General features: G+C 56.7%; 18 protein-coding genes. 14 read left to right on the top strand and 4 right to left on the bottom strand.

From position 1 onward, the window contains the following. Window positions 1–3 precede the first annotated feature (3 nt). The 10 genes from ccoO to nusG all read left to right on the top strand — a co-directional run bounded on the left by ccoO (window position 4) and on the right by nusG (window position 8457). The gene (gene ccoO / locus AC2FID_RS17285; RefSeq protein WP_282120261.1) at window positions 4–732 is read left to right on the top strand and encodes a cytochrome-c oxidase, cbb3-type subunit II; all 729 of its coding nucleotides are present in this window, start codon (window positions 4–6) and stop codon (window positions 730–732) included. A gap of 11 nt (window positions 733–743) precedes the next feature. After that, window positions 744–980 carry a cbb3-type cytochrome oxidase subunit 3 gene (locus AC2FID_RS17280; RefSeq protein WP_282120260.1) on the top strand — a complete coding sequence of 79 codons (237 nt, stop codon included), beginning with the start codon at window positions 744–746 and terminating at the stop codon, window positions 978–980. Beyond that, a complete protein-coding gene (gene ccoP, locus AC2FID_RS17275; protein WP_496837921.1) occupies window positions 977–1840 on the top strand; it encodes a cytochrome-c oxidase, cbb3-type subunit III in 864 nt (287 codons plus the stop codon). Before AC2FID_RS17280 ends, ccoP begins: the two co-directional genes overlap by 4 nt. A 408-nt stretch (window positions 1841–2248) precedes the next feature. Then, a complete protein-coding gene (locus AC2FID_RS17270; protein ID WP_496837919.1) occupies window positions 2249–3124 on the top strand; it encodes a LysR family transcriptional regulator in 876 nt (291 codons plus the stop codon). A gap of 100 nt (window positions 3125–3224) precedes the next feature. Then, window positions 3225–4652 (top strand): cytochrome c oxidase accessory protein CcoG, encoded by a 1428-nt coding sequence (ccoG, locus tag AC2FID_RS17265; protein ID WP_058279818.1) that lies wholly within the window; start codon window positions 3225–3227, stop codon window positions 4650–4652. A gap of 1 nt (window position 4653) precedes the next feature. Further along, on the top strand, window positions 4654–5112 hold the full coding sequence (locus tag AC2FID_RS17260; protein ID WP_496726646.1) for a FixH family protein: 459 nt from the start codon (window positions 4654–4656) through the stop codon (window positions 5110–5112). Between the two features lie 3 nt (window positions 5113–5115). Further along, window positions 5116–7293, top strand: coding sequence for a heavy metal translocating P-type ATPase (locus AC2FID_RS17255; RefSeq protein ID WP_496837917.1), 2178 nt, complete (start codon window positions 5116–5118; stop codon window positions 7291–7293). A 5-nt stretch (window positions 7294–7298) separates the two neighbouring features. Beyond that, complete coding sequence (ccoS, locus tag AC2FID_RS17250; RefSeq protein ID WP_058272490.1) at window positions 7299–7457, top strand: cbb3-type cytochrome oxidase assembly protein CcoS; 159 nt, start codon at window positions 7299–7301, stop codon at window positions 7455–7457. A 68-nt stretch (window positions 7458–7525) separates the two neighbouring features. Next, window positions 7526–7723 (top strand): preprotein translocase subunit SecE, encoded by a 198-nt coding sequence (gene secE / locus AC2FID_RS17245; protein WP_058272489.1) that lies wholly within the window; start codon window positions 7526–7528, stop codon window positions 7721–7723. Between the two features lie 200 nt (window positions 7724–7923). Continuing rightward, window positions 7924–8457: a transcription termination/antitermination protein NusG gene (nusG, locus tag AC2FID_RS17240; RefSeq protein ID WP_058272488.1), complete on the top strand. Its 534-nt coding sequence runs from the start codon at window positions 7924–7926 to the stop codon at window positions 8455–8457. 133 nt (window positions 8458–8590) lie between these two features. On the opposite strand, the gene AC2FID_RS17235 is transcribed toward nusG, so the two are convergent. Both AC2FID_RS17235 and AC2FID_RS17230 read right to left on the bottom strand, forming a co-directional pair. Next, window positions 8591–9355, bottom strand: coding sequence for a hypothetical protein (locus AC2FID_RS17235; protein WP_496837915.1), 765 nt, complete (start codon window positions 9353–9355; stop codon window positions 8591–8593). Next, entirely contained in the window at window positions 9352–10212 is an 861-nt protein-coding gene (locus AC2FID_RS17230) for a hypothetical protein (protein ID WP_496837913.1), read from the bottom strand. The genes AC2FID_RS17235 and AC2FID_RS17230 overlap by 4 nt, the downstream gene beginning before the upstream one ends. Before the next feature lie 312 nt (window positions 10213–10524). Between AC2FID_RS17230 and rplK the strand changes: the two genes are divergently transcribed. Continuing rightward, window positions 10525–10974, top strand: coding sequence for a 50S ribosomal protein L11 (gene rplK, locus AC2FID_RS17225; protein WP_037314971.1), 450 nt, complete (start codon window positions 10525–10527; stop codon window positions 10972–10974). A gap of 1 nt (window position 10975) precedes the next feature. Continuing rightward, on the top strand, window positions 10976–11674 hold the full coding sequence (gene rplA, locus AC2FID_RS17220; protein WP_113791693.1) for a 50S ribosomal protein L1: 699 nt from the start codon (window positions 10976–10978) through the stop codon (window positions 11672–11674). A 161-nt stretch (window positions 11675–11835) separates the two neighbouring features. Here the strand turns inward: rplA and AC2FID_RS17215 are convergent, their stop codons facing one another. Beyond that, window positions 11836–12876, bottom strand: a complete 1041-nt coding sequence (locus AC2FID_RS17215) for a Hint domain-containing protein (RefSeq protein WP_282170440.1) — start codon at window positions 12874–12876, stop codon at window positions 11836–11838. 160 nt (window positions 12877–13036) lie between these two features. After that, complete coding sequence (locus AC2FID_RS17210) at window positions 13037–14011, bottom strand: phosphotransferase (RefSeq protein WP_496837910.1); 975 nt, start codon at window positions 14009–14011, stop codon at window positions 13037–13039. Window positions 14012–14492: 481 nt separating this feature from the next. Between AC2FID_RS17210 and rplJ the strand changes: the two genes are divergently transcribed. Together rplJ and rplL are read left to right on the top strand one after the other, a co-directional pair. Next, the gene (gene rplJ / locus AC2FID_RS17205) at window positions 14493–15011 is read left to right on the top strand and encodes a 50S ribosomal protein L10 (protein WP_058272482.1); all 519 of its coding nucleotides are present in this window, start codon (window positions 14493–14495) and stop codon (window positions 15009–15011) included. A 79-nt stretch (window positions 15012–15090) separates the two neighbouring features. Then, window positions 15091–15465, top strand: a complete 375-nt coding sequence (rplL, locus tag AC2FID_RS17200; RefSeq protein WP_037314964.1) for a 50S ribosomal protein L7/L12 — start codon at window positions 15091–15093, stop codon at window positions 15463–15465. Window positions 15466–15675: the final 210 nt, after the last annotated feature.

Raw genomic sequence — 15675 nt, 5'->3', positions numbered from 1 at the left:
GCAATGGCAATTCTCGACAAACATAAGATCCTCGAGACCAACGCGACCCTCCTGCTGATTTTCAGCTTTTTGGTCGTGACCATCGGTGGCATCGTGCAGATCACCCCGCTGTTCTATCTTGAGAACACCATCGAGAAAGTGGAGGGCATGCGCCCTTACACCCCTCTCGAAATGGCGGGCCGTGATATTTACATCCGCGAAGGCTGCTATACCTGCCACAGCCAGATGATCCGCCCGATGCGGGACGAGGTCGAACGCTATGGCCACTACTCGCTGGCGGCCGAGTCGATGTACGACCACCCGTTCCAATGGGGGTCCAAGCGTACTGGACCTGATCTGGCGCGCGTTGGTGGCCGCTATTCCGACCAGTGGCACGTGGATCACTTGCGTGATCCGCAGTCTGTGGTGCCGGAATCGGTGATGCCAAAATATGGCTTCCTCGAGCATCGCAAGATCGACGGCAAGTATATCGGTGATGTCATGGCGGCGAATGCTGTTGTGGGCACGCCCTATACCGAAGAGATGCTGGCAAACGCGCAGGCGGACTTCCGTGCGCAGGCCGACCCGGACAGCGACTATGACGGTCTGCTGGAACGGTACGGTGACAAGGTCAGCATTCGTAACTTCGACGGTCAGCCGGAACTGACCGAGGCCGATGCGTTGGTTGCTTATCTGCAGATGCTGGGAACGTTGGTCGATTTCTCGACCTTCACCCCAGACCCGAACCGCTAAAGGAGGGTGTGATGGAAGAATACACAATCCTGAGGCAATTCGCGGATAGCTGGATGCTGTTGGTACTGTTTGTCTTCTTTGTTGGCATCGTGATCTGGGTTTTCCGTCCCGGAGCCAGCAAAGAATACAAGGACACCGCCAACATCCCGTTCCGGCACGAAGATGCCCCTGCGCCCCTCAAGGGTGACGAAACAGCTGCGCCCCATGGGGGCGACAAACCCGCCACATCCAAGGAGGCGCGGCAATGAGCAAGACACCTGAAAAACAGCCGGGCGATCCAAACACAACCGGACACTCCTGGGATGGCATCGAAGAGTTCGACAATCCGATGCCGCGCTGGTGGCTGTGGACCTTTTACGTCACCATTATCTGGGGCGTGATCTATACGATCATGTATCCGGCCTGGCCGCTGGTTCAGTCCGCAACCGCCGGTGTTCTTGGCTGGTCATCGCGAGAATTAGTGCAGGAAGAGATCGTTTCTTTCGAAGAAGCCAATGCGCCGTGGAACGCCAAACTGGTTGAAACCTCGCTTGAGGATGTCTCGAAAGATCCCGAGCTGCAGCAATATGCGGTCAACGCGGGCGGCGCGGTATTCCGGACATGGTGCGCGCAGTGCCACGGTTCGGGCGCGCAGGGTGCGCCGGGTTTCCCGAACCTGCTGGATGACGCATGGCTCTGGGGCGGTTCGCTGGAAGATATCGAGACCACCATTGCCTATGGTATTCGGAATGAAGAAAGCGACGACGCGCGCTATTCCGAGATGCCAGCCTTCGGTGAAATCCTCGAAAAAGAAGAGGTCACCCAAGTCGTGCAATACGTCATGTCTTTGACCAATGCGCAAAGCGACGATGCGGCGGCGCAGGCGGGCAAAGTTGTTTTTGAGGACAACTGTTCCTCTTGCCATGGCGAAGACGGCAAGGGCGATGTCACCCAAGGTGCTCCGAACCTGACCGACGCGATCTGGCTATACGGCGGCAGCCAGGAAGCCCTGACAGAAACGGTGACCAACAGCCGCTTTGGTGTGATGCCTGCATGGGAAAATCGCCTGAGCGACGCGCAAATCCGCGCTGTCACCGCATATGTTCACCAGTTGGGTGGAGGTCAGTAACCGCAAAAGAATACCTTCGGACGGTTCGCCGTCCGAAGGTTGAGGCACCGGCTGTTCCATCTGTTCGCGCGTTTCCTGAACAGCCGGTGCTGCCTCTCTACCTTACAAATCAACACCGAGGCGGTCCAGACGCGGGCTTCGGTTTGCTAGTCGCATTGCGAAAAACTGGCGCGTTTGTGCTGCCTCCACCAATGACTTTCCGGCAACCAGCGTTGCTTTTGTCTGTCAGATCGATCCGATGATTTTGGTTCATCCAACTCATGTGTCTGGGTGGCGATCATGAATGACTTTGCAAGAATTGAGAGCATCTGACATCTCCTGAGTTTTGTTTCTTCTGTCATCAGGATTGATTTTCGGAATGCAAAATGCGACTCAATTAGCATTTCTATATGTAATCAGGGCTTACATATGAACTGGATGGAAATGCCGCCGCTCGCATCGCTCAGAGCTTTTTCCGCTTTTGCCGCGACACGGAATGTGGTGGAAGCGGGCAACTCACTGAATGTCAGCCACGCTGCCATCAGCCAGCAATTGCGAGCGCTTGAGAAGCACCTCGAAATTGCGCTGTTGGACCGCACCGGCAAATCCATGACCTTGACGCCAGAAGGTGAAAGGTTGGCGCGCGCCGTGCATCTTGGGTTCGGTGCGATTGGCGATGCCTTGGTCGAACTGACCCAATCCAAACAGGATCGTCCGGTTCATGTTTCTTTGACGTCGTCATTTGCCGCGTCATGGCTGATGCCCCGCCTGCCAGCATTTCAGGCCGAACACCCGGATATCCAATTGGCGCTTGATCCGTCACCTGCACTGGTCAGCCTAGATCCCGGCGGTGTCGATGTGGCCATCCGCTATGGTGCAGGCACATGGCCCGGTGTCCGTACAGAAATGTTGCTGCAAAGCCCTATGGTGATCGTCGCGGCCCACAATCTGGTGGGGGAAAAAACGTCGTGGACGCCAGACGAGCTCAGCGAACTGCCCTGGCTAGAAGAGTTCGGCACCACCGAGGCAACCAACTGGCTGGCCCGACGTGGTGTCGGGCACGGGCCAAATGCAGGGCGAATCTCATTGCCCGGCAATCTGCTATTGGAAGGGTTGCGCGCGGGGCAGGGCGTAACCGTCACGGCGCGGCATTTTGTCGAAGCAGAAATCACGTCGGGCCAAATCATCGAATTGTTTCGCGAGCCCGAAATCAGCGGATATCACCTTGTTACTGGCGATTTCCCTCTGCGACCGGCGGCAAAAACTTTTATTGCATGGCTCAGGCGGCAAGCTGGTAAGATGTGACAAAAGGTGTCTGCGCGATGCGCTTTTGACCCATGTCAAAGTGACTACCTTTATGATCTGGAAGAAGACGCCGTGATATAGCCACATCTGGAGCCAGCCCGTGAGCGATTCCGACCCCGCACCCAGCCTATACGCCGCACGAGAACCCATCTTTCCGCGGCGCGTGTCCGGGCCGTTCCGAAATCTGAAATGGATCATCCTCGCGGTTACATTGGGAATCTATTACATCACTCCGTGGATCAGATGGGACCGGGGGCCCAGCCTGCCGGATCAGGCGGTGTTGTTGGATTTGGCCAACCGCAGGTTCTATTTCTTCTGGATCGAGATCTGGCCGCATGAATTCTACTTTGTTGCCGGTCTGTTGATCATGGCGGGGCTCGGTCTGTTTCTTTTCACCTCGGCGCTGGGGCGCGTGTGGTGCGGATATGCCTGCCCGCAGACGGTTTGGACTGACTTGTTCATCCTTGTCGAACGCTGGATTGAAGGGGATCGGAACGCGCGGTTGCGTCTGCATCGGCAGGAAAAGCTAGACTTTCGCAAAGCGCGGTTGCGGCTGACGAAGTGGGGTGCCTGGCTTTTGATCGGTCTGGCGACCGGTGGTGCCTGGGTGTTCTATTTCGCCGATGCGCCGACGCTTCTGCGGGACCTTGTGACCGGGAACGCCCATCCGGTTGCCTATACGACAATACTGATTTTGACGGGCACGACCTTCCTGTTCGGTGGCTTCGCGCGTGAACAGATTTGTATCTATGCCTGCCCATGGCCGCGGATCCAAGCGGCGATGATGGACGAGGATACGCTCGTCGTCGGGTACCGCGAATGGCGTGGTGAGCCGCGCGGCAAGGGCAAACGAACTGCGGATTCCGAGCTGGGGGACTGCATCGACTGTATGGCCTGCGTCAATGTCTGCCCGGTTGGGATCGACATTCGCGACGGACAGCAATTGGAGTGCATCACCTGTGCGTTGTGTATCGACGCCTGTGACGACATGATGGCCAAGATCGGCAAGCCGCGTGGCTTGATCGACTATATGGCGCTGAGCGACGAAGCCAACGAGCGGGCAGGTAAGCCGCCCAAAAATGTCTGGAAACATATCCTGCGGCCCCGGACCATCCTGTATACGGCCCTTTGGTCACTTGTCGGCTTTGGGCTGCTGTTTGCCCTGTTCATCCGGTCCGACATCGAAGTTACCGTGGCCCCGGTTCGCAACCCGACCTTTGTCACCCTGTCCGACGGCACGATCCGCAATACTTATGACGTGCGCGTGCGGAACAAACATGGCGAGGAACGGCTGTTCAAGCTGTCTCTGTCCGGTGATCCGGCGATGCGGATCGTGATCGAAGGCACGCCACTTGATACGGTGAATGTCACGGCGGATACTGCGCAATTGCAGCGGGTTTATATTATCGCCTCGAAAGACACGGATCCGGCAGCGGCGGACGCGACACCGGTTCGGATCTGGATCGAGGATATCGAAAGCGGTGAGCGCGCCTACAAGGACACGACGTTCAACGGACGAGGAAACTGAGATGGCCGAGCGTCAATTTACTGGAAAGCACTTTCTGGCGATCTTTGTCGCTGCTTTCGGGGTGATCATTTCCGTGAATCTCGTGCTGGCCTACAAAGCTGTCCAAACCTTTCCCGGGCTCGAGGTCAAAAACTCTTACGTCGCCAGTCAGGAGTTCAACGAGCGCCTGAAAGTGCAACAGGCCTTGGGTTGGGAAATTCGGGCTGAGACCAATGGCGGTCTTTTGATCCTGCACATCACCGACCAAACCGGCGCGCCGGTCCAGGTGGCCGAGCTGCAGGCAGTTGTTGGCCGGGCGACGCATGTGAAAGAGGATTTCACCCCGGATTTCACTTTTGACGGGACCGCCTATTCCACGCCCGCAGCGCTGGGCAAGGGGAACTGGAACATCCGTCTGGTGGCCAAAGACAACAGCGGTGCCGAATTTGCGCAGCGGGTTCCGTTGTATGTGAAAGGGTAGGGGATGACCGCTCAGCTCAGCTCAGGTACGGCGGCATGCCCCGGTTGCATCGCAGCACCGGCGGAACCAGCGCGACCCGTTCCTGAAGATGTGCAGATTGCCCTATCCCTGCCCGGCATTCACTGCTCGGCCTGTATTGCGAATGTTGAACGCGCGCTGAACGCCCATCCGGGTGTCGAGGACGCGCGGGTCAATCTGACGCTCAAGCGTGCAATGGTCAAAGCAGCCGCTGAGACACACGCTGCCGACCTGATCCCCGTTTTGGAGCGCGCCGGGTACGAGGCGCATGAGCTGGACCCGGGCGCTTTGTCGGCAACCCAATCCGACAAGGCCGGGCGTGATCTGCTGATGCGATTGGCGGTGGCTGGTTTCGCGTCGATGAACGTGATGCTGTTGTCTGTGTCGGTCTGGTCAGGGGCTACGGATGCAACGCGGGACCTGTTTCACTGGATTTCAGCGGCCATTGCTCTGCCTGCGATTGCCTTTTCAGCGCAGCCCTTCTTTGCCAACGCCTGGAGTGCGCTGCGCGTCAAACGATTGAACATGGATGTGCCGATTGTGCTGGCCATTCTGTTGGCGCTCATGACGTCGCTTTGGGAAACCGCGCTTAGCGGAGAGCATGCCTATTTCGACGCCGCACTGACGCTGACTTTCTTCCTGCTCGCGGGCCGATATCTGGACTACCGCACCCGCGCCGCAGCGCGATCAGCAGCCGAAGAACTGACGGCCCTGGAAGTGCCGCGTGCAATTCGCTTGGTGGATGGGGCGGAAGAAGAGGTGTCCGTCGCAAGCCTGGCCGTTGGTGATTTGATTCTAGTTCGGCCCGGCGGGCGTATGCCTGTGGATGGTGAGATTGTATCGGGCAAATCGGAGCTCGACCGGTCATTATTGACGGGCGAGACCCTCCCGGTCTTTGCCGAAGCTGGTCTTGCCGTCAGCGCGGGTGAGGTTAACCTGACCGGCCCGCTGACGATCCGGACCACAGCGGTCGGTGAGGATACTTCACTGCACCGTATGGCGGATCTGGTGGCAATCGCAGAATCCGGTCGATCGCGCTATACGTCGCTGGCTGACAAGGCGGCCAAGCTATACGCGCCGGGGGTGCATATACTGTCCGCGCTTAGTTTTTTGGGTTGGTACATCTATTCCGGCGATATCCGAACCGCGCTGAACATCGCTGCGGCGGTTCTGATCATCACCTGCCCCTGTGCGCTGGGGCTTGCCGTGCCTGCGGTGACGACGGCGGCCTCGGGGCGACTGTTCCGCAAGGGGATGCTGATCAAACACTCTACTGCGCTTGAACGTCTGGCCGAGGTTGATACGGTCGTTTTTGATAAAACCGGCACACTTACATCCGGCACTCCGGAATTGACCAATCTTGAGGATCATTCCCGCGCGGATCTTGAGATTGCACTGGCGCTGGCCGAGGCGTCTTCGCATCCCTTGTCGGTGTCGCTTGCCAAGTCCACCAGAGATGCCGGGATCAAGCCTGCCAGACTTGAGGATGTGGTCGAGGTTCCGGGGTATGGTACCGAAGGAACCTACTGTGGTCAGCGCGTGCGCCTTGGGCGCGCCGGTTGGACTGGCGCGACCGAAGGTGATCAGACGGCAGCTTGGTTGGCGGTCACGGGGCAGTCACCGGTTGCGTTCCTGTTCTCGGATTCACTGCGTCCGGGCGCGGCTGAGGCCGTGCAGGCGTTCCGTGACGGCGGAAAGAGCGTCGTTCTCATCTCGGGTGATACACGAGGCGCGGTTCAAACGCTGGCAGACAAGCTTGGGATTGAAACATGGATTGCCGAGGCTCTGCCTCAGGATAAAGCCACCCATGTGCAGAAGCTCAGCGACCAGGGCCGCCGTGTCCTGATGGTTGGTGACGGGCTGAACGATACGGCGGCGCTTGCAGCGGCGCATGTGTCAATCTCGCCCGCCTCGGCGCTGGACGCGGCGCGGGTGGCGTCGGATATCGTATTACTCGGCAACGACTTGTCCCCGATTGCAGATGCCTGTGACACAGCGGTGAAGGCGACCAAAAGGATTCGCGAGAACTTTCGCATCGCTACGGTTTACAATATAATAGCCGTACCCTTGGCCGTGGCCGGGTTTGCCACACCGCTGATCGCGGCATTGGCGATGTCGACCTCGTCCATTACCGTGTCCCTGAATGCCCTGCGACTGAGGTAGTTGATATGGAAGTTCTGGCCTATCTCATACCGATTTCCCTGTTTTTGGGCGGGGTTGGCCTTGTGGCGTTTATCTACACGGTGCGGTCGAACCAGTATGATGATCCCGAAGGTGACGCGCGGCGTATCCTCAGCGATGAATGGGATGACAAACCCAAGTCCTGACCGCTCTTGAAATTGCCGCAATGCCCGGTTATGTCCGGCCCATCCGCTAGCAGAGAGAACCAAGCCAAATGGCAACAATGAATCCGATCCAGTTCATTCAGCAAGTCCGCGCAGAAGTCGCAAAGGTCGTCTGGCCCACGCGTCGTGAGGTTCTGCTGACCACGGTCATGGTGTTCATCATGGCGGCACTGACCGCAGTGTTCTTTGCGCTGGTCGATCTGGGTATTCGCGGCGGTCTGCAACTGATCCTGGGCGCATTCGGTTAAACCGGATTGGGCCGGGTGGAAACGCCACAGCCCCCTTGCACAACGCGGGATGTCAGAGTAGTTGACACAGTACTATTCGGAATGGGCGTGCGGCGATTCGGGCTGTGCGCCGCTTTTTATTCCGGGTGACGTGACAGAATTTCAATGACGGTGCTTGCGGCATTCCGAACGCACCGAAGGCAAACAAGGACGACAGGTTCATGGCGAAACGGTGGTACTCGGTCAGCGTTCTTTCGAACTTCGAAAAGAAGATCGCAGAGCAGATCCGCACGTCCGTGGCTGAGCAAGGCCTTGAGGACGATATCGACGAAGTACTGGTGCCCACCGAAGAGGTGATCGAAGTGCGCCGGGGCAAGAAGGTCACGACCGAACGCCGCTTTATGCCCGGCTACGTGCTGGTGCATATGGAAATGTCGGATCAGGGCTATCACTTGGTCAACTCGATCAACCGGGTTACCGGCTTCCTGGGTCCGCAGGGCCGCCCGATGCCGATGCGCGACGCCGAAGTGAACCAGATCCTCAACCGTGTTCAGGAAGGTGAAGACGCACCGAAACTGATGATCTCGTTCGAAGTGGGCGAGAAGGTCAAGGTCAACGACGGTCCGTTCGAAGATTTCGACGGTATGGTCGAAGGTGTGGACGACGAAGCCCAGAAGCTGAAAGTCTCGGTTTCGATCTTTGGTCGCGAAACCCCGGTCGAGCTGGACTTTACGCAGGTTACGAAGCAGGGCTAAAACCCCACTTCAGCGAATTTTGGAGCGCCGCGATGCTTGGAGCAACGCGGCGTTTTTTGCTTTTATCGCATCGGCTTTTTAGGTTCGCGGACGAAAAGCAGAAGATATCGACCGGAATGAAAGAGCTTTGCAGCTAGGGCGGACCGGGAATTAGTTCTTGTTGTTGAAGAACTGTTAGGATGTCCAGAATTGTCGACGGGCTGACATCCACCGAACCGTCCAAGAATACACCAAGTCCACCCTCTCCGATCTCTCGCGGGCCGCCAGTGTCATAAACCGGATCAAGAGACGCGAGCTCTGCCGGCAGCACCGGACACAAAGGGGTTTCGTTCAAAACAAGGTCTACGGCGGCCAACATCAGCTTCTTAACGGATTCGAGGGTATCGTCCTCAAGGAGTTTTTCGCGCTGCGCTTCGGGAGCCGTGAGTACGAGGTCGATAAGTTCAAAATAGGCACAGTTATCCCGCAACTCTACGGTCGCTTCAGTGGACATGTTTGCCTGGACAGCATTTTTTTGTTCACCCCGCTGAAAGTCGCGCTCACCGGTTCGGCTGCATTCAAAGATTGTGATGGTAACTTGGCCATCCAGATCTATCGCGTCGTCTTGAGCCTTAAAGCTGAATTCATCCAGTCGGACTTGCAGGCCGCAATTGTCGACTATTGCGTTTTCAGCCAGTCGCTCAGGAACAGTCTTCTGTACTTCGCGCAGATCAAGAAGGGCACCCACACCGATCCGCGTCGGGGCAGCAGCGGAGAGGTTCAGATCAAGCGTATATGGCAATTCCGTATCTCGAACTGGCAGCGTTGCGTCGATGACAAAATCTACCTGTTGCGCGTTGGGTGCTCGGGCTCCCAGAACAACTGCCATTAAGACTGGAAAAATTAACCAAAGTCTCATTCAGCAAACTCCAATACGCCAATCTCCTTCAGTCCCCCAAGGACTTCGACAATTGTCTCAGCGCTGACATCGGCAGACCCGACAATGGCAGCACCCATCCCGCCAGGCGCAATTTCCCGAGTGCCTCCGGACTCGTAAATCGGGTCGAGTACAGTGAACTCCGCGGGCAATGGCGGGCAGACCGGGTGCGCAGCCAAAAATTCCCCGCCTTTTTCGAGGACGGCTTCGTTGATGCGATTGGTCAGTCCGAAAAGATTGGAGACAGCGCCAATAAAACCGCGCGGATCTAGATCAACGCCTTCGATGCTGAATGTCAGGCATTGGCCCTTCACCTCGGCCTTGGCGACCGCGACCGCGTCTACCGTGGCCCCAAAATACCGAAAGCCCGCTTCTTCATTGCGGTTACATCTCGTAAACTGCGCACGGGCTGAACCCTCGATCTTTATGGTGTCGTCTATGGCGGTGACTTCGCGAACCTCAAGATAGATCTGGCGTTTACAGCTTTCTTCCAGGGGACCGGTCAGTATTTGAGGCGCTTTTTCCTGCAATCCGCGCAAATCCATAAAGGCCCGCAATTGCAATCGGGTTGGGCTGGCTTCTTCGAGGCCACCATAGACAGTGAAGGGAACCGGAATTTCACGCAGCGGGACTTCTTTAGTCAATTTGATCTGAAACTGACCGGCATAGGTGGCGGGATCAATTCCCGCCGAAGAGTATGAAGAAGAACTGTTGGACCCGTCGGTTTGGGTGACCGCCTTCGGCTCTGTACCCTGATCCTGCGCTTTGCTACCACAGCCCGGCAGCATAGCAGAAAGAATGCAGACCAATAGTCCCTTGTTCAGTCGAGATGATGCCATCCCTGACCACCTCTTCTGTGTCCAAGCCGTACCAAGATACCCGCCTGCGTTTCTTAAGCAACTTATGTATTCAATTTATTTATTTTGTTTTGCTGTCTTCAACTGTCACAGAGGCTCGTCCAGGACACAAACGCACCCTTTTGAAATAAGGTGCGAGCTACTTGCCAACCCCACCATTCCCCTATACATGCCGCCTCTATCGTCTTTGGGCGAGATTCTCTCGTGGGAGGTTGCTGGGATCGCGATCCCGGATCGGACCACGCAACATAAACCGGGTGGGACGCGTCCTGCCTACGTTGAAAGGAAAACCAAATGGCCAAGAAGCTTGCTGGTACAATGAAACTGCAGGTTCCTGCAGGTCAGGCGAACCCGTCGCCGCCAGTTGGTCCGGCGCTGGGTCAGCGCGGCATCAACATCATGGAATTCTGCAAGGCGTTCAACGCCAAGACCGCAGACATGGAGCAAGGCGCACCTTGCCCGACCGTGATCACCTATTATCAGGACAAGTCCTTCACCATGGACATCAAGACGCCGCCCGCGTCTTATTACCTGAAAAAAGCCGCTGGTCTGAAGCCGGTTGGTAAGCGTAACCGCCCCCGTGGCGCGGAAAACCCAGGTCGTGAGACCGTGGCAACCGTGACCTCGAAGCAGGTTCGCGAAATCGCCGAAGCCAAAATGAAAGATCTCAACGCCAACGACGTCGAAGGCGCAATGCAGATCATCCTGGGCTCGGCCCGCTCTATGGGCATCGAGGTGAAGTAAGATGGCAAAACTCGGTAAACGTACGCGTACCGCGCGCGAAGCTTTCGCTGGCAAGACAGATCTGTCGGTGGAAGAAGCGGTTGCACTGGTTAAAGCCCACGCAACTTCGAAGTTTGACGAAACCGTCGAGATCGCTCTGAACCTGGGTGTTGACACCCGTCACGCAGACCAGATGGTTCGTGGTGTTGTCGGCCTGCCAAATGGCACCGGCAAAACCATGCGCGTTGCTGTGTTCGCTCGTGGCCCCAAGGCTGACGAAGCGAAAGAAGCAGGTGCGGATATCATTGGCGCAGAGGACCTGATGGAAACCATTCAGGGCGGCACCATCGAATTCGATCGCTGCATTGCCACCCCGGACATGATGCCGATCGTCGGTCGTCTGGGTAAAGTTCTGGGCCCCCGCAACCTGATGCCGAACCCCAAAGTTGGGACCGTGACCATGGACGTGAAAGCGGCCGTGGAAGCAGCCAAGGGTGGTGAAGTTCAGTTCAAGGCAGAAAAAGGCGGCGTTGTGCACGCCGGTGTTGGCAAAGCGTCCTTCGACGAAGCCAAGCTGGTCGAAAACGTCCGCGCCTTTATCTCGGCCGTGGCCAAGGCCAAACCGACAGGTGCCAAAGGCACCTACATGAAGAAAATCGCGCTGAGCTCGACAATGGGCCCTGGCGTGACTTTGGATGTTGCTGCGGCATCGGGCGAATAAGCCCAATTGTAATACCGCGAAGATGAAATCCCGGGTGGTGCGAACCGCCCGGGATTTTCTTACTTAAAGATGATCAGGCTGTCCGCGTGAAGGCGGCATTCAAGTGGCCTGCGCTAGGCGGAAGCTGCGGTTTAAGACTGCGCGCGTCTGACCTCTACGGCTTAGATATATGCGCGCAATACACCGGCCTCACGCGCGCTGATTGTTGGGACTGCGGTGTGTCGAAACGCATCGCTAACATCCTCGGCCGAAGGGAACAGCGCCAGAATTTCCGACCGCTGCGGGGACGACAGCGCGTATTTTGCATTTTCGCCGAAATAGTAGCTTTCTGTCAGCGCGCCGTTGGACCGGACAATGTGGTGTCGGTCGAACATGAAGTGGGTGTAGGTAATGCAATCCGTCGGGCGGATCGAAACCCCCGGCAGGCCACACAGGTGCTTGGCGGCCACGAACACTTCGGATGATCCAAAAAGCATGTCAGTGGCAGGAGAGCCGATCAGAATTCGATGCTGTTGCGAAACCACCAGCTCTTTCGTGTTCCCGATAGCGCCGACCTCGATCACCACCGGAGCAAACGGCCCATGACCATGAACCTCGGTCGTTCCGATCCAGAGGATAGGTTGAAATCCACTGTCCCGTGTCCAGACGCGTTGACCTCTGGTGAGGTCTTGAACCTCAACAATTCCGTCGGCAGTTTCGATAAGGGTTCCCGGCCCAAAACAGGTAACATAGTCTGCATAAGCCGACGACCCGGCATTCGAACCACCGGTTTTGACATACGACGTTCCAGACTCTAGCGGGGCAGATGTAGCATAGCCCCAAACGTTCTGCGTCACCCCACCTTGGGAAAATACATAGATGGTGATTTCTGGTCCGGTCGGGTTGAGATCGTCATCCAGGGCTCGCACAGTGATAATTGACTCGGATTCTACCTGCATGCCGTTTGTCACTATGCCGCCACCATCGGTGATGACGTGGCCAGCTGGCAGGTCATCGTCGAAAACGTCAGGGCTGCCAGCAGTGTCATCCAGTGTGATGGTGGTACCGGTGCCGCCCGAGTAGGTAAAGATGGTGCCATCCGGTGTGTCCGAATTGTTGATGATCGAGCCTCCGACCACGATATCGTTCGCGTCAGCTGTATCCGGGACGAATGTAGCGACCAGGCTGGAGCTGTCCTGAGCAAAAAAACTGCGGAGAACCATGTAAGCGACTTACCTTCTGTGTGGCGGTTATTGTCGGCCTAAACTGACAAACGCCGCGTGGGTTATGGTTTGGGATAACGTTTCTTGGGATGGTTCGGTCAACTAAGATTTGCGCGATGTCGCTCACAATCTCGTCATTTACGCTGACCATCCATCCAGCTCAACGGTGTTGGAACGCGACCAGCAGGCGATCGCCCAGTCTTTGCCGCTTGTCTCTTTCGAAATCGCTGCATTCGTGGTCGTTCCGCCACAAGGCCAACCAGTCTTTCAATAGCCGTCCGCGGAGACAATAATCCAAGACTTCAACATTGACAGGATGTCGGTAAAGGCGAAAGAACATGTCTTTGTTTCTTTTAAGTATACCGCTTCGGTCGACACCCGATGCGCCGCCATTCCGAAAGATATCCGCCTTCAGAAAATCGACGATATCGTAGACCGCCAGCTTGTCGCGGGCTTCGGTGAAATCCAGTCCGATCGTTTTCCCCTGTCCCACAATCAGGTTCTGCCCGTGATAATCGCCATGTGAAAACACGCGCAGGTCCTCGGTGCCCTTCAGGCGGGTCCCTTCGGACAGCATCAGGTTCACCATCGTCCGGCTTTGGTTCGCGATTTTATTAGGTACGGCCGTCATCAGCTCTTTCAAGCTGTCTGTCATCCACCTGGGGCGAAAGGCGTATCGAACAGGCGGGTTGCGACTGTGGAGATCGTTCAGCCACGACCCCGCGCGACGGTACACCTGGGCGACCTGATCATCGTCTTTGCTGTTGTAGATCAGATCAACGGCGGTTGGCCGATTGATGTATTCGGTCACCAGAAAAGCGCCACCTGACGAGAGGTAAACGGGCCGGACAACGCGCGAAGTCTCATTGCCCTCAAAAAATCGGTACAGTTCGACGAGCAGGTCATATTCGTTCCGCAATCGCCCGGTGTCTGGCGATTGCGTGTCGATCTTAAGGGCGAAGGCCTGCGCTGCGGTATGCAGGATCACGACGGATCGCGTGTCGTCGAACGCATGCGATCGGTAGATGCATTCATAGCGGCGGATGGGCACTTTCAGGAACTGGTTTGAAAACTCGTCGATATACAAGGCGACGCGGGCATTTTCTTCGTCTGAAAGGGGCAGCGTTCCAGCCAACGGGCCAAGTCCTGAGTGCTATTGTCCAGTCCCCGGACAGGATAACAGTGCGATGTCCGTGTCAACGGAAAGTCGATGCTTGGAGCTGCTTGAATTGGCGTTTGCGCGTTGTGCTGCGTAAATCCGCGCCTATATACATGCTAAGCTCCAAACGGGGTGGAAATCGTTTTCGACAGATGCTGTTGCGAACCTGCGGAAACCGCAATTTACCCCTTGGAAACCGGCCCCATCTGCCCTAAGTAAGGCTACGAAGTAAAGCGTGCGATTCGTCGTGCGCTTTATTTTGTTTCGTCCAAGACGGTGGGTGGTGTCATATGGCCCCTTAATTCCCTGCCTGAGACGGGTAAGACCAAAGAATTCTGGGGGGTCCAACCCTCGGGCGCATTTTGGCCAATCCCGTAACAACGGACCTAAACGCCGGAGCGAAAGCTGCGGCTAATATGAGCCGGGGTGAGATATCGCCCCAAACTTGGAGAGAACTGTGGATAGAGCCCAGAAAGAGAAAGTGGTCGAGGAACTCGGCCAAATCTTCGAAAGCTCTGGCGTCGTAGTGGTTTCGCACTACGCCGGTCTGACAGTTGCCGAGATGCAGGACCTTCGCGCACGTGCTCGTGACGCGGGTGGCTCCGTGCGTGTTGCCAAGAACAGGCTCGCCAAAATCGCCCTCGACGGAAAGCCATGTGAAAGCATTGCCGACCTGCTGACGGGTATGACCGTTCTGACCTATTCCGAGGACCCTGTGGCAGCAGCCAAAGTGGCCCAGGACTACGCCAAAGAGAACCAAAAGTTCGAAATTCTTGGCGGTGCAATGGGTGAGAACGCTCTGGATCGTGCCGGCGTCGAAGCCGTGTCGAAAATGCCTTCGCGCGAGGAGCTTATTGCTACTATCGCGGGCATGCTTGGCGCACCTGCTTCGAACATCGCTGGCGCAATTGGCGCACCTGCAAGCAACATCGCAAGCATCCTTTCCACCATCGAAGAGAAGGCGGAAGCTGCGTAAGCGGTTGGCACTGAATGATCTGCGTAGGGTAACCACCCTGACGTTGGAACACACACTGTAAACGGAAAGAGCTGATAAAATGGCTGATCTGAAAGCACTCGCAGAAAGCATCGTGGGTCTGACCCTGCTGGAAGCACAAGAACTGAAAACCATCCTCAAAGACGAATATGGCATCGAGCCCGCAGCAGGCGGCGCAGTTGTCATGGCAGCCGGTGGCGACGCCGGTGGCGCAGCTGAGGAAGAAAAAACCGAATTCGACGTCGTTCTGAAGAACGCCGGCGCTTCGAAAATCAACGTGATCAAAGAAGTTCGCGGCATCACCGGTCTGGGCCTGAAAGAAGCCAAAGAACTGGTCGAAGCTGGCGGCAAGATCAAAGAAGGCGTGTCGAAAGACGAAGCCGAAGAAGTCAAAGGCAAGCTGGAAGCAGCTGGCGCCGAAGTCGAGCTGGCCTAAGCCATTCGACAGGTGCATCGCTGATGTGCCGCAGAATTTGGCTGGATCCGGAGAAATCCGGGTCCAGCCGAACCTGTCTTAGAAAGGGCCTCTGAAAATTGGGGTGTTTTCTAAGACGCGGTTCGCGGATCGGGAGGCTGCCATTCGGGACGGTGGCCACGAATTGATCCGGACGTGTCGTCTCTAATGTGCAAGGCACCGGGGCCCGAC

The sequence above is a fragment of the Ruegeria sp. CDSC068 genome (genome assembly GCF_059610545.1).
Note: the sequence above shows the minus strand (reverse complement) of the source record. Positions and strands in the feature narration are given on the sequence as shown.

Coding starts and splice junctions, on each gene's coding strand:
- AC2FID_RS17270 (WP_496837919.1), top strand. CDS start 2,249: ATGAACTGGATGGAAATGCCGCCGCTCGCATCGCTCAGAGCTTTTTCC.
- AC2FID_RS17255 (WP_496837917.1), top strand. CDS start 5,116: ATGACCGCTCAGCTCAGCTCAGGTACGGCGGCATGCCCCGGTTGCATC.
- rplL (WP_037314964.1), top strand. CDS start 15,091: ATGGCTGATCTGAAAGCACTCGCAGAAAGCATCGTGGGTCTGACCCTG.
- AC2FID_RS17230 (WP_496837913.1), bottom strand. CDS start 10,212: ATGGCATCATCTCGACTGAACAAGGGACTATTGGTCTGCATTCTTTCT.
- ccoP (WP_496837921.1), top strand. CDS start 977: ATGAGCAAGACACCTGAAAAACAGCCGGGCGATCCAAACACAACCGGA.
- rplA (WP_113791693.1), top strand. CDS start 10,976: ATGGCAAAACTCGGTAAACGTACGCGTACCGCGCGCGAAGCTTTCGCT.
- ccoO (WP_282120261.1), top strand. CDS start 4: ATGGCAATTCTCGACAAACATAAGATCCTCGAGACCAACGCGACCCTC.
- nusG (WP_058272488.1), top strand. CDS start 7,924: ATGGCGAAACGGTGGTACTCGGTCAGCGTTCTTTCGAACTTCGAAAAG.
- secE (WP_058272489.1), top strand. CDS start 7,526: ATGGCAACAATGAATCCGATCCAGTTCATTCAGCAAGTCCGCGCAGAA.
- AC2FID_RS17280 (WP_282120260.1), top strand. CDS start 744: ATGGAAGAATACACAATCCTGAGGCAATTCGCGGATAGCTGGATGCTG.
- AC2FID_RS17260 (WP_496726646.1), top strand. CDS start 4,654: ATGGCCGAGCGTCAATTTACTGGAAAGCACTTTCTGGCGATCTTTGTC.
- AC2FID_RS17235 (WP_496837915.1), bottom strand. CDS start 9,355: ATGAGACTTTGGTTAATTTTTCCAGTCTTAATGGCAGTTGTTCTGGGA.
- ccoS (WP_058272490.1), top strand. CDS start 7,299: ATGGAAGTTCTGGCCTATCTCATACCGATTTCCCTGTTTTTGGGCGGG.
- AC2FID_RS17215 (WP_282170440.1), bottom strand. CDS start 12,876: ATGGTTCTCCGCAGTTTTTTTGCTCAGGACAGCTCCAGCCTGGTCGCT.
- rplK (WP_037314971.1), top strand. CDS start 10,525: ATGGCCAAGAAGCTTGCTGGTACAATGAAACTGCAGGTTCCTGCAGGT.